Source organism: Flavobacterium cheongpyeongense (assembly GCF_003202435.1).
GTDB lineage: Bacteria > Bacteroidota > Bacteroidia > Flavobacteriales > Flavobacteriaceae > Flavobacterium > Flavobacterium cheongpyeongense.
The window spans coordinates 85,334-97,965 of the sequence record NZ_QJHK01000017.1; the positions used below are offsets into that span (position 1 = coordinate 85,334).

Below are 12,632 nucleotides of genomic sequence, written 5' to 3' on the forward strand. Positions count from 1 at the left end.
GTACAAATTTTAACTATTTAGACTTTTAGATTGTTGGACTTTTAGATTTTAATTAAACCTCTTCCTCTTCATCGAAAATTTCGTTTCCATACTCGTCAATATCCCTTCGGTCTTTTTTGGTTGGTCTTCCGGTTCCGCTTTTGCGATAATGTTCTTTGGAGAGTTTTAAGAGTTCCAAATGAGCATATGCTTCCGGTGGAGTTTCGTTTTTTCTGTAAATATCGACAAGTTTAGCTCCCACACGACTTTCAGGAATATCCAATACAGTTATAATCTGTGTGATCTGATCTTTTCTAAATGTAATTCTGTCTGTAGGAAAAACTTCTTTTGATGGTTTTGCTATCTGGCCATTTACGGTGACATGGTTCTTTTTGCAGGCCTCAGTAACCATATTTCGGGTCTTGTAATATCTTACGCACCACAGGTATTTATCTATTCGCATAATTTTTCTAAAATCGGAGTTAAATTCTTTACAAAAATAAATCAATATTGTATCTTGCGCACCTAAAAAATTAACAATAATGAATAAATTTAAATATTTTTTTATTTTACTAATAGCTGGAACTTCTTTGATTTCCTGTAATAAAAATGATGATGATGATATAAAAATAGAACCACTTAGAGATTATGATGTGCAATATGAAACAGATAAAGCTACTATCGAGTCATATTTAAATACACATTATATTTTAGTGACACAAAATGCAGGGGAGGTAGAGGACATGGATGTTGTTATTGACTCTATTGAAGATTCAGCTACACAAGTACCTATAATGTCATACAAGGCTAATGTTGGAACAACTGTTTATCCTCAGTTAAAATCTAAAGATGTTGACTTACACGGAATTTCTTATAAGCTTTATTATTTAGTTTTGAGAGAAGGAATAGGGGAAAATCCAATGAATACTGATGGAGTTTTGACTTCTTATAGTGGTAGTTATTTGTCAGATGTTGCTAAAACGGATAAACATGCAGCATATGTTCAGACAACTTTTTTTGAAAAAGTTATTTATCCGCAATCTGTAATGGATTTAGCCGGGTTAATAAGAGGCTGGGGTGAGGTATTTCCTGAATTTAAAACAGGGACTGCAATCGGAAAGGAAGATGGAAATATTAGTTATAAAGATTTTGGTGCAGGAGTTATGTTTCTTCCGTCAGGGTTAGCATATTATACCGCAAATAATTCAATACCAGCTTATAGACCGTTGGTGTTTAGTTTTAAGTTGTATAAAATGCAGCGACTTGACCACGATAAAGATGGAGTTTTTGATTATCAGGAAGATATTAATGGCGACGGATACGTATATGATTATCGTAATACAACATTATATCCTAATGCACCGGTAAATTTGGATGATACAGACAAAGATGGTGTTCCTGATTTTATCGATATAGATGATGATGGGGATGGGTATACGACACTTTTAGAAATTACAAAACCAACAGCTGAGGTAGGAGGTACTTTTGGACCAAGTAAATATTTTCCGTTTGAAAAATTTAATGTGGAAGATGATCCGTCAACACCTAATATAAATGAAGTATGGAATAGCGAGCCAAGAGGGATACCTGCTTTTTCTGCATCAGGAGAACCTGATTATATTTCTGCAGGAAGATTTAAATTGCATTTAGATAAAGATCATCATACCGCTAAACCATAATTAGGTTATTGTGATAAAAAAAACCTCGAAATTTAATTTCGAGGTTTTTTTATGAATAAGAAAATTGAAATTATTTTCTTTTGATAACTTTTTCAGCAGCTTCAACAATAGCCTGATTGTTGAGTTTGTATTTCTCCATTAGTTGTTCAGGAGTTCCAGATTCACCAAAACTATCGTTTACAGCTACGAATTCCTGCGGTGCAGGAGTATTTAAAGCTAATACTCTTGAAACGCTTTCTCCCAGACCTCCAAGAATGTTGTGCTCTTCAGCAGTTACAACACATCCTGTTTTTGCTAATGACTTAAGAATCGCTTCTTCATCAAGAGGTTTTATAGTATGGATGTTGATTACCTCGGCAGAAATTCCTTTAGCCTCTAAAGCCTCAGCAGCTATAAGAGCTTCCCAAACCAAGTGTCCTGTAGCTACGATTGTAACGTCAGTTCCTTCGTTCAATAAAATTGCTTTTCCAATAACGAATGGTTCGTCAGCTGGAGTAAAGTTTGGTACAACCGGACGCCCAAAACGTAAATAAGCCGGTCCGTGGTGATCTGCTAATGCTAATGTTGCAGCTTTTGTCTGATTGTAATCGCAAGTATTGATTACTGTCATTCCAGGTAACATTTTCATTAATCCGATATCTTCAAGGATTTGGTGAGTTGCTCCGTCTTCTCCTAAGGTTAAACCTGCGTGAGAAGCACAAATTTTTACGTTTTTATCAGAATACGCAACTGATTGACGAATTTGATCGTAAACCCTTCCGGTTGAGAAGTTGGCGAAAGTTCCTGTAAAAGGGATTTTTCCTCCAATTGTTAAACCTGCAGCGATTCCGATCATGTTCGCTTCTGCAATTCCGATTTGAAAAAAACGTTCTGGGTGATTTTTTTTGAATTCATCAAATTTTAATGATCCAATTAAGTCGGCACATAATGCTACCACATTTTCGTTTTTTTGACCTAGTTCAGTCATTCCCGCTCCAAAACCTGAACGGGTATCTTTACTTCCTGTATTTGTATATTTTTTCATTTTTGTGTTTTTGAGGTTCATTTTCAGTTATGGTGTTTGCAGAACACTATAAATAACTGGCTGTGAACACTTTTTTTAGTAGTCGATTTGATCTGCAGAATAGTTTTGAGCCAACGCAGCTGCCAGTTGATCATTGTTTGGTGCTTTTCCGTGCCATGCGTGTGTGTGCATCATGAAATCTACTCCGTTACCCATTTCGGTATATAATAAAATACAAACCGGTTTTCCTTTTCCTGTTCTTGATTTTGCGTCACTTAAACCTGCAATGATTGCTTCGATGTTGTTACCTTCTGCAATTTCCAGAACATCCCAGTCAAAAGCTTCAAATTTAGCACGAATGCTTCCCATTGCTAAAACTTCGTCAGTTGTTCCGTCAATTTGTTTTCCGTTAACATCGATTGTAGCGATAAGATTGTCTACTTTTTTTGCAGAAGCATACATGATAGCTTCCCAGTTTTGACCTTCCTGTAACTCGCCATCTCCGTGTAAAGTGTAAATTAAATGATTGTCGCCATTTAATTTTTTAGCCTGAGCTGCACCAAGAGCAACAGACAAACCTTGTCCTAATGAACCTGAAGCCATACGAACACCAGGAAGTCCTTCGTGAGTTGTTGGATGTCCTTGTAAACGAGAATTTAATAATCTAAACGTAGCTAATTCTGAAACAGGGAAATAACCGCTACGTGCTAAAACGCTATAAAAAACTGGAGATATATGACCATTTGACAGGAAAAACAAATCTTCTCCAATTCCGTCCATATCAAAACCTTCTTTACGGTCCATGATGTTTTGGTATAAGGTTACCAAAAATTCTGTACAACCTAATGATCCACCCGGGTGGCCTGAATTGACAGCATGTACCATTCGAAGGATATCTCTTCTTACTTGGATAGTTAAATCGCTTAATTGTTGTGTGTTAGGCTTCATTTTATATGTAAAAGTTAAACTGATGCAAAAGTAAATTTTATTTTGCGGTATGACAAATGATTTTTTGCTTTAGTTTGCTATAATTGTTAAATTCAGATTGTTTTTTTATTAATGTGGAAAAAATCTTCAAGATCTTGTAAGTAGTATATAAAAGTTTTGCCACAGATTAAAAGATTAATTGATTTTAGAAAAACCTGTGCTAATCTTTTAATTTGCGGCAAAAAATATTTGAGAAATTGGCAGCAAAAGTTTATTTTGTATCGCCTTCACTATAAAAGTTATTTTCTTCGTCTTCTGAACCAATTTCTTCTTGTTGGTCATCCAATTCAGAACCCGGAATATCTAAATCATTACCAATTTTATCGCTGTTTTTTTTCCATTCTTGATCGTACTGATTGATAATAACCTTTTCGGCTGAAATCCCTTCCGGATCGATGTCTTCAAGCTGTTCTTCCTGATTGTAAATATCTTCGTTTGACGGATAATCTAATTTGTCAAGATTTCTTTCGGTTTTTTCATCTGTTGTTTCGTTTCTTTTTTCTGAATTTGCCATGATTTCTAAGTTTAGATTTGTTATTGATTTCGTTTTTCATTGAGCATTAAAATTACAAAGTGCCTGTTAAAATGATGTTACACTTTAAGGGTGTCGAAGTTGTAAGTTTTACATTTGATGTCTAAATACGTTCAGGTCTTTTGCGTTAGGGATAGCAGCGGTATCCTTTTGTGACAGGAATCTGGTCTTAATTAAAAATCGGGTTTCCGGAACAAAAGATATAGCGTATAGCCCGGCGGCCCTTGGGCAACGCCATAAAAAAGGTTAGGAGTTAAAGTTATAAGTAAGCTCGGTTTTTCTGGTTTTCAGGTTTAGGTTTGGAATCGTTTTTTAATGGAAAAATTATCTATTTTTCTAATGGATAAAATTTCCTCAAATTAGCCTATCTTTGCGCTCTGAAAAAAGAAACAGATGAAGTTTGATTTATTACAAAAGGATCCGCAGTCGAAAGCAAGGGCGGGGAGTATTACGACAGATCATGGGGTAATTGAAACGCCTATTTTTATGCCTGTAGGAACGGTTGCTTCTGTAAAAGGAGTGCATCAGCGTGAATTGAAAGACGATATTAATCCGGACATTATTCTGGGAAATACCTATCATTTGTATCTGCGTCCACAGACTGAGATTTTGGAGAAAGCCGGAGGATTACACAAATTCATGAACTGGGATCGTAATATTTTGACGGATTCTGGCGGATATCAGGTATATTCTCTTTCTAATAACAGAAAAATTAAGGAAGAAGGAGTGAAGTTCAAGTCACATATTGACGGATCATATCACTTTTTTACGCCTGAAAACGTAATGGAAATTCAGCGTACCATTGGAGCTGATATTATTATGGCTTTTGACGAATGTACGCCATATCCGTGTGATTACAGATATGCGCAGCGTTCTATGCACATGACACATCGCTGGCTGGATCGCTGTATTAATCATTTGGATAAAGTGCCTTATAAATATGGATACGAACAAACCTTTTTTCCAATTGTTCAGGGAAGTACTTATAAAGATTTGCGTCGGCAGTCAGCTGAATATATCGCAAATTCTGGTCAGCAGGGAAATGCAATTGGCGGATTGTCAGTAGGGGAGCCTGCTGAAGAAATGTACGCTATGACGGAAGTTGTTTGTGAAATTTTGCCCGAAGATAAACCTCGTTATTTAATGGGTGTTGGAACTCCTATTAATATTTTGGAAAATATTGCATTAGGAATTGATATGTTCGACTGTGTAATGCCAACCCGTAATGCCAGAAACGGTATGTTGTTTACGGCAAATGGTACCATCAATATCAAAAACAAGAAGTGGGAAGCTGATTTTTCTCCAATTGACGAAATGGGACATACATTTGTAGATACTGAATACACCAAAGCGTATTTGCGTCACTTGTTTGCCGCAAATGAATATTTAGGAAAACAAATTGCTACGATCCATAATCTGGGTTTTTATATGTGGTTGGTTCGTGAAGCCAGAAAACATATCTTAGCAGGAGATTTCAGGTCATGGAAAGAAATGATGGTTAAAAATATGAGTCAGCGACTATAAGAAGTTTCAAATTATTTTTTTTAAGTTCTTATTCAACAGAACTTCAAATCTGAAACAAAAAAACAAATATATTATGTTGTCAATAATAGATAAATACATCTTAAAAAGGTATCTCGGGACTTTTTCTGTGATGTTGCTTTTGTTTGCGCCAATCGGAATCGTAGTTGACGTTTCTGAAAAGATAAATAAGATGTTGGAAAATAAAATTCCTTTTATGGAAATTGCTTTCTATTATTACAACTTTACAATCTATTTCATCAATATGTTGTTTCCGATATTTTTGTTTTTATCGGTAATTTGGTTTACATCAAAACTAGCAAATAATACCGAAATTATTGCTATTTTAAGTTCAGGAATTTCGTTTGCGCGTTTTTTAAGACCTTTTATTATTGGAGCTACAATTGTTTCTACTTTTATATTAGTGATGGGTTTTTTTATTGTTCCGGCTGCGAGTGAAGGGTTTAATAATTTTAGATATACCTATTTAAAAGGAAATGGTAAACAGCTGATGCGTGGTGAAAACACCAATGTTTACCGACAACTTAACGATAATGACTTTATTTTTGTGAATAGTTTCAATGAAGAATCCATGACGGCTTTTAATTTTTCACTGGAACATTTTGAAAAAGACAAACTAACTTATAAAATAACTGCCAGTCGTATTAAATGGGATCCGGAATTAAAAACCTATATTTTGTATGATTATACCAAAAGGACTCTTGGGGATTTGAGTGATAAAATTGAAAAATTTCCGGAAAAAAAGGTTCATTTTAAGTTTGAACTGGCTGATTTAACTCCGGTAGTTTATATTGCTGAAACACTTCCTTTAGGGAAACTAATTGATTTTATTGAAAAGGAAAGAAAAAGAGGTTCCGGAAATATCAATACTTATTTAGTAGTGCTTTATAAAAAATACAGTGTGCCCGTATCTGCTTTTATCCTGACCATTATTGCTGTAGCGGTTTCGTCAATGAAACGCCGTGGCGGAATGGGAACCAATCTTGCAATTGGAATTGCAATTGCGTTTTCATTTGTGTTTTTCGATAAGATATTTGGTACTCTTGCCGAAAAATCTACTTTTTCACCTTTATTAGCTGTATGGTTCCCGAACATTGTTTTCGGAATCCTGGCAGTTTACCTATTGCGCAATGCGAAACGATAATTTAAAAAGTTATTTAAACCTTCATTTAATTGTTTTTATCTGGGGTTTTACAGCTATTTTGGGGGCTTTAATTACAATTGATGCTGAAAATTTAGTATGGTACAGAATGTTGTTGGCAGGAGTTTTTCTGGCTGCTTTTATTGTTTATAAAAAACAGTCTTTTGCAATATCGGCTCAGTCTTTTGCTAAATTAATTTTTGTTGGATTGCTAATCGCGCTCCATTGGATTTTATTTTTCAAGGCGATTCATGTATCGAATGTTTCCATAACACTTTCAATATTCTCTCTGGGGGCTTTTTTTGCCTCTTTACTGGAGCCGCTTTTTTACGGGAGAAAGATATTATGGTATGAAGTTTTCTTTGGGTTAATTATTATTGCTGGTCTTGCTTTAATATTGAAGGTCGAAATTAAATACCTTACTGGGGTTTATTATGCTTTGGCTTCAATAATTCTGGGCGTTTTATTTACTTTAATGAATGGAAAACTGATTTCGTATCACGAACCTTCTGTTATTACATTTTATGAATTCGGGGCAGGAGTTTTTTTTATTTCTGTCTATTTTTTGGTGCAGGGAAAATTTACGTCAGATTTTTTTAGCATGTCCTTAAATAATTGGGGATTGCTCCTTATTTTAGCTTCGGTTTGTACGGCTTACGCTTTTACAGCCTCAGTAAAAGTAATGCAGAAATTAACACCTTATACCGTAATGTTAACGACTAATTTAGAGCCTGTTTATGGAATTATGCTGGCCTATTTCATACTCGGAGGAAAAGAAAAAATGAGTACAGAATTTTACATTGGTGCTTTTATAATTGTAATTACGGTTATTTTAAATGGTGTTTTCAAACATTATAAGAAAAAAGAGAAACTGTAATATTTGCCTTATTTTTAAATTGCATTTTATACTTTAAATAATAATTCACTTCGCCAATGATATAATATTTTTATATTTGCGGTTCGATTTAAAAACAAAATTCAAAAATCCATGGAATATTTAGATTTTGAGCTTCCAATCAAAGAACTTGAAGAACAATTAGAAAAGTGCGTTATAATTGGAAAAGAATCTGATGTTGATGTATCACCAACATGTAAGGAAATCAATAAAAAATTAGAACAAACTAAAAAAGATATATACAAAAACCTTACTGCCTGGCAACGTGTTCAATTGTCAAGACACCCAAATAGGCCTTACACCTTAGATTATATCAGGGCAATTTGCGGAGATACTTTTTTAGAACTTCATGGAGACCGTGGATTTAAAGATGACAAAGCAATGGTTGGCGGACTTGGAAAAATAAACGGTCAGTCGTTTATGATTGTGGGACAGCAAAAGGGATTTAATACAAAGACCCGTCAATACCGTAATTTTGGTATGGCTAATCCTGAGGGATATCGTAAAGCTTTACGTTTGATGAAAATGGCAGAGAAATTTGGTATTCCTGTTTTAACTTTAGTAGATACTCCGGGTGCATATCCGGGCCTTGAAGCTGAAGAAAGAGGGCAGGGAGAAGCAATTGCAAGAAATATTTTCGAAATGGTTCGCCTTAAAGTACCTATTATTACTATTATTGTAGGTGAAGGCGCTTCTGGAGGAGCTTTGGGAATTGGTGTTGGAGATAAAGTTTACATGTTAGAAAATACCTGGTATTCTGTAATTTCTCCAGAATCATGTTCTTCTATTTTATGGAAAAGCTGGGAATATAAGGAGCGTGCAGCTGATGCTTTGAAACTGACTTCATCTGATATGAAAAAGCAAAAATTAGTGGATGATGTTATTCCGGAACCACTAGGAGGAGCTCATTATGACAGAGAAACTACATTTAAAACCGTAGCAGAATATATCACAAAAGGATACAATGAATTGAAAGATTTATCAACAGCCGACTTAATTGCCCAAAGAATGGACAAATACAGTAATATGGGTGAGTATAAAGAATAATTTATTCAAAACTGATTTAAAATCCGAAGCCTCACCGCCTCGGATTTTTTTTTGGTTATAAACAAAAATCTACTACTTATAAACAATTAATAGTTATAACTCGATAACAATATTTTTTTTAAAATTTGCTAATTTCGCTATATGGAAAATTTCAAAAATATAAACCCTGTAAAGGTAGATAAAACCACAATTATTAATTTAGAAAAAGGAAAGCTTCCTCCTCAAGTTCTTGATTTAGAAGAGGCTGTGCTTGGAGCAATGATGATTGATAAGAAAGGGGTTGATGATGTGATTGATATTTTGCAGCCTGATGCATTTTATAAAGATGCCCACAAATTTATTTTTGAAGCAATTATCCAACTTTTTACAGAAACACAGCCAATCGATTTATTGACGGTTTCGAGCCAATTAAAAAAGAATGGAAAATTAGAATTAGCAGGAGGTGATTTTTATTTAATTCAGCTTACTCAGAAAATTGCGTCTTCAGCTCATATCGAATTTCACTCACGTATCATTCTACAAAAGTTTATCCAACGAAGTCTAATCCGAATTTCTTCTGAAATTATTGAAGCATCATATGATGAAACCACAGATGTATTTGATTTATTGGATCAGGCCGAATCAAAACTATATGAAGTAACTCAGGGAAATATCAAACGGAGTTCTGAAACGGCACAGAGTTTAGTTTTACAAGCTAAAAAGAAAATTGAAGAGATTTCTAAAAAAGAAGGACTAAGTGGTGTAGAAACCGGTTTTACTAATCTGGATAAACTGACTTCGGGATGGCAGCCTAGTGATTTAATTATTATTGCAGCGAGACCAGCGATGGGAAAAACAGCGTTTGTACTTTCTATGGCCAGAAATATTGCCATCCAGTTTGGACATGCAGTAGCTTTGTTCTCTCTGGAGATGGCTTCTGTTCAGTTAATTACCAGGTTAATTTCGTCAGAAACAGGATTGTCATCAGAAAAATTGCGTACAGGTAAATTAGAACCTCATGAATGGACAATGTTGAGTACTAAAGTGAAGGATTTAGAAAAAGCGCCTTTGTTTATTGATGATACGCCATCACTTTCTATTTTCGATTTAAGAGCAAAATGTCGTCGTTTGGCTTCGCAACACGGTATTAAAATTATCATTGTCGATTATTTGCAGTTGATGACTGCAGGAGGAAATAATAAAGGGGGAGGAAACCGTGAGCAGGAAATCTCAACAATTTCCAGAAACTTAAAAGCTTTGGCAAAAGAACTTAACGTTCCTGTAATTGCACTTTCCCAGTTATCGCGTGCTGTAGAAACCCGTGGATCAAGCAAACGTCCTTTACTTTCAGATCTTCGTGAATCTGGAGCAATTGAACAGGATGCTGATATTGTTTCGTTTTTATACCGACCAGAATATTACAAAATTGACGAATGGGATGATGATGAAGCTTCGCCAACCGCTGGTCAGGCAGAAATTATGATCGCAAAACACCGTAATGGCGGTATCGAAAATGTTCGTTTAAAATTTATAGGACACCTTGGGAAATTCGATAACCTTGATGATTTTTCAGGTAGTTATGATGATTTACCATCAAAAATGAATCACGATGACAACCCTTTTATCACTAAAAACCTTCCCTCTGCGAATGAAGCTTTCGGAAGTAATTTAAATGATGACGATGATGATAGTGATGTGCCGTTTTAAAGCAGTATAAAATAAACTTACTATAAAGAAGAGGGGAAAATCATTGGATTTTCCCTCTCTGAGTTTAAAGGAGTATAGAAGCTTTTGCGTTATTGCTTCAAAATTAATTTATGTGTAACTACTATATTAGTTTTTTTGTTTACAAATAAACACCGTTTGCAAGTTGTAAATACAGATCAAAAGAATACTTTGAAAAGAGAGAATGTTTTGCAAAAAAAAAGGCCTTGATTTTGAGTCAAGACCTTTTGTATTATTTTAAAAAGTAAATTTATTTAAAATTCCATCCTAGTGTTACACCAAAAGCTACAGGTTTGATTTCAGCATCTTTATCCGTACTATACAATCCATTAGTTTCTCTATCAGATGCAGATGTTGGGTTATAACCAATATAGGATTCATTCTTGTTTTGGTCTAAAATTGAACCATATCCATTTTCCAGAAACATTGCCGCATATAACGAATTCTTTCTGCCTACATCAAATGTAAATCCTAACTCAAAAGAACTCATTATAATTCCTTTGGTTTTATACTCTCCTGATGAGGAATAATTATCCTGGCTACCAAAACCATATTCTGGTAAATCATCAATAGTCAGGTTTACATCTGGATAATAAGCGCTACCATTTACGTAATCGGCTGTTGCTTTAATTTTATAGTTTACAGGTAAAAAATATTTAGCTCCGGCTCTAAAATTAAAATCAATACCCTTGTTAATATTTGTTTTATACTGGACAAAAAGAGGGATTTGCAGAGCATGTAAAGTTTGTTTTTCTCTATAATTGTTGGTTGTAACGTTATAAACAAATGCCGAAGTGGAAGCATCAACTTCAAAACTAGAGAGTGTTGCAGAAGGCTGAGACAAAGAAACTTCTTGTTTGTATTGTGAGAACTCTAGCCCTGAACCGATACCAAAATGAGTATTTAAAGAGTAGATATAACCTGCTTTTACGGCTCCGCCAAGGCGATTAGCTGTTTGTATACCAGTAATATCACTCTGAATATTTCCTATTCCCGACTGTATACCTACATAAAACTGTGCAGCTATTCCTTGGGAAATTAAGAAAGCTATAGTTCCAATTATGTTTTTAATATTGAGTTTCATAGATGTAAAATTTATTTTTTAGTGTCCCTATACGTTATCGCCTTTTTACTCCTTGCTTTTTGTTCACACAAATTTGTTGTTAATGACGATTTCATACTTGTTTTTAAATTAGAATAATCCATCCTCATTCATTAAAAATGAGGATGTCATATTCTGTAAATTATTTTTAATTTTTAACGAGAAGGTTTTTTGTAAAATATTTACCATTTGCTAAGGTCATTTTTACAATATAAATTCCTTCAACGCTCGGAGCACTCATGTCAATAGTATTTTGACTTGGGTTTGTAATAGTAGTCAGTAAGTTACCTGTTAAATTATAAAGTTCAACACGTGCATTTTGTAATCTGCTTGTACTAACATTCGTTATCAATTGGAAAGTAGCATTACTTCTAACAGGGTTTGGAACAATTCTTATGTACTCTTCTTCTATTGTAGGAGAGAAAGTCAACGTACAGGTTGTAATTAATGTTCCGTCTAGTTTTGTTGCTACTGCATAATAAGTTCCATTCAAGGGACCACTTTCTTTGAAATATTGTGAAGTTTGTCCCGGAACTAAAACCCCATTTTTATACCAGCTATACGATTTAAAACTCTTAGAACTATTGTCAAAGAAGATAATATTTTCAAACTGTTTTCTAATCAAATTAGGCTGACTAGATACTACTGGTAAAACTACAGCCGGAGCTGCGTTGTAATTCATGTCGCCTGGTTGTGATGCTGTTATAGTTGCAGACCCATAATTTTGAAAAATTAATGAATTATTTGAAACAGTAGCAATGTTAGTATTAGAAGAAGCATAATTTACTGCCAAACCACTATTAGCAACAGCATTCAAAACAATACTAGTTTCTCCATTACACCCTAATCCCAAAGTCTGATTCCAGGTAATTACCTGATCTGCTTTCGTAATAGTAAAATTAGAGCCATTATACATAATGGTATAATTTCCACCGGCACTTAAATTACCTTGTGTGATAGCGTAAACACCCACATTCTCTCCAGCAGTTCTGCTTAAAGCTCCTGTGAAAGAATCACCACT

Annotated in this window: 12 protein-coding genes; 6 read left to right on the forward strand and 6 right to left on the reverse strand. The window is 34.5% G+C overall.

From position 1 onward, the window contains the following. Window positions 1-52: 52 nt before the first annotated feature. Window positions 53-442 carry an RNA-binding S4 domain-containing protein gene (locus DMB65_RS17335; protein ID WP_110307878.1) on the reverse strand — a complete coding sequence of 130 codons (390 nt, stop codon included), beginning with the start codon at window positions 440-442 and terminating at the stop codon, window positions 53-55. Window positions 443-521: 79 nt separating this feature from the next. On the opposite strand from DMB65_RS17335, the gene DMB65_RS17340 reads away from it, so the two are divergent. Next, on the forward strand, window positions 522-1,658 hold the full coding sequence (locus DMB65_RS17340) for an FKBP-type peptidyl-prolyl cis-trans isomerase (protein WP_110307879.1): 1,137 nt from the start codon (window positions 522-524) through the stop codon (window positions 1,656-1,658). 70 nt (window positions 1,659-1,728) lie between these two features. Here DMB65_RS17340 and DMB65_RS17345 read toward each other — a convergent pair whose 3' ends face one another. The 3 genes from DMB65_RS17345 to DMB65_RS17355 form a co-directional block, all read right to left on the reverse strand. Beyond that, entirely contained in the window at window positions 1,729-2,682 is a 954-nt protein-coding gene (locus DMB65_RS17345) for a transketolase family protein (RefSeq protein ID WP_110307892.1), read from the reverse strand. Between the two features lie 75 nt (window positions 2,683-2,757). After that, window positions 2,758-3,609: a transketolase gene (locus DMB65_RS17350; RefSeq protein ID WP_110307880.1), complete on the reverse strand. Its 852-nt coding sequence runs from the start codon at window positions 3,607-3,609 to the stop codon at window positions 2,758-2,760. 250 nt (window positions 3,610-3,859) lie between these two features. Beyond that, the gene (locus tag DMB65_RS17355) at window positions 3,860-4,162 is read right to left on the reverse strand and encodes a hypothetical protein (RefSeq protein WP_110307881.1); all 303 of its coding nucleotides are present in this window, start codon (window positions 4,160-4,162) and stop codon (window positions 3,860-3,862) included. Window positions 4,163-4,573: 411 nt separating this feature from the next. On the opposite strand from DMB65_RS17355, the gene tgt reads away from it, so the two are divergent. From tgt to dnaB, 5 genes are all read left to right on the forward strand, one after another. Then, window positions 4,574-5,704, forward strand: a complete 1,131-nt coding sequence (gene tgt / locus DMB65_RS17360; protein WP_110307882.1) for a tRNA guanosine(34) transglycosylase Tgt — start codon at window positions 4,574-4,576, stop codon at window positions 5,702-5,704. A 73-nt stretch (window positions 5,705-5,777) separates the two neighbouring features. Next, on the forward strand, window positions 5,778-6,866 hold the full coding sequence (locus DMB65_RS17365) for an LptF/LptG family permease (protein WP_110307883.1): 1,089 nt from the start codon (window positions 5,778-5,780) through the stop codon (window positions 6,864-6,866). Beyond that, on the forward strand, window positions 6,853-7,740 hold the full coding sequence (locus DMB65_RS17370; RefSeq protein WP_110307884.1) for a DMT family transporter: 888 nt from the start codon (window positions 6,853-6,855) through the stop codon (window positions 7,738-7,740). The genes DMB65_RS17365 and DMB65_RS17370 overlap by 14 nt, the downstream gene beginning before the upstream one ends. A gap of 111 nt (window positions 7,741-7,851) precedes the next feature. Then, entirely contained in the window at window positions 7,852-8,805 is a 954-nt protein-coding gene (locus tag DMB65_RS17375) for an acetyl-CoA carboxylase carboxyltransferase subunit alpha (RefSeq protein WP_110307885.1), read from the forward strand. Between the two features lie 141 nt (window positions 8,806-8,946). Continuing rightward, window positions 8,947-10,491, forward strand: coding sequence for a replicative DNA helicase (gene dnaB, locus DMB65_RS17380; RefSeq protein ID WP_110307886.1), 1,545 nt, complete (start codon window positions 8,947-8,949; stop codon window positions 10,489-10,491). Window positions 10,492-10,759: 268 nt separating this feature from the next. Here dnaB and DMB65_RS17385 read toward each other — a convergent pair whose 3' ends face one another. Then, on the reverse strand, window positions 10,760-11,593 hold the full coding sequence (locus DMB65_RS17385) for an outer membrane beta-barrel protein (RefSeq protein ID WP_110307887.1): 834 nt from the start codon (window positions 11,591-11,593) through the stop codon (window positions 10,760-10,762). A gap of 166 nt (window positions 11,594-11,759) precedes the next feature. Then, window positions 11,760-12,632, reverse strand: an 873-nt coding sequence (locus tag DMB65_RS17390) for a T9SS type A sorting domain-containing protein (RefSeq protein ID WP_133249519.1), incomplete at its 5' end; no start/stop codon positions are given.

What these genes read in the sequence shown, in the direction of transcription:
- DMB65_RS17335 (WP_110307878.1), bottom strand. Translation starts at nt 442, where the DNA reads ATGCGAATAGATAAATACCTGTGGTGCGTAAGATATTACAAGACCCGA.
- DMB65_RS17340 (WP_110307879.1), top strand. Translation starts at nt 522, where the DNA reads ATGAATAAATTTAAATATTTTTTTATTTTACTAATAGCTGGAACTTCT.
- DMB65_RS17345 (WP_110307892.1), bottom strand. Translation starts at nt 2,682, where the DNA reads ATGAAAAAATATACAAATACAGGAAGTAAAGATACCCGTTCAGGTTTT.
- DMB65_RS17350 (WP_110307880.1), bottom strand. Translation starts at nt 3,609, where the DNA reads ATGAAGCCTAACACACAACAATTAAGCGATTTAACTATCCAAGTAAGA.
- DMB65_RS17355 (WP_110307881.1), bottom strand. Translation starts at nt 4,162, where the DNA reads ATGGCAAATTCAGAAAAAAGAAACGAAACAACAGATGAAAAAACCGAA.
- tgt (WP_110307882.1), top strand. Translation starts at nt 4,574, where the DNA reads ATGAAGTTTGATTTATTACAAAAGGATCCGCAGTCGAAAGCAAGGGCG.
- DMB65_RS17365 (WP_110307883.1), top strand. Translation starts at nt 5,778, where the DNA reads ATGTTGTCAATAATAGATAAATACATCTTAAAAAGGTATCTCGGGACT.
- DMB65_RS17370 (WP_110307884.1), top strand. Translation starts at nt 6,853, where the DNA reads ATGCGAAACGATAATTTAAAAAGTTATTTAAACCTTCATTTAATTGTT.
- DMB65_RS17375 (WP_110307885.1), top strand. Translation starts at nt 7,852, where the DNA reads ATGGAATATTTAGATTTTGAGCTTCCAATCAAAGAACTTGAAGAACAA.
- dnaB (WP_110307886.1), top strand. Translation starts at nt 8,947, where the DNA reads ATGGAAAATTTCAAAAATATAAACCCTGTAAAGGTAGATAAAACCACA.
- DMB65_RS17385 (WP_110307887.1), bottom strand. Translation starts at nt 11,593, where the DNA reads ATGAAACTCAATATTAAAAACATAATTGGAACTATAGCTTTCTTAATT.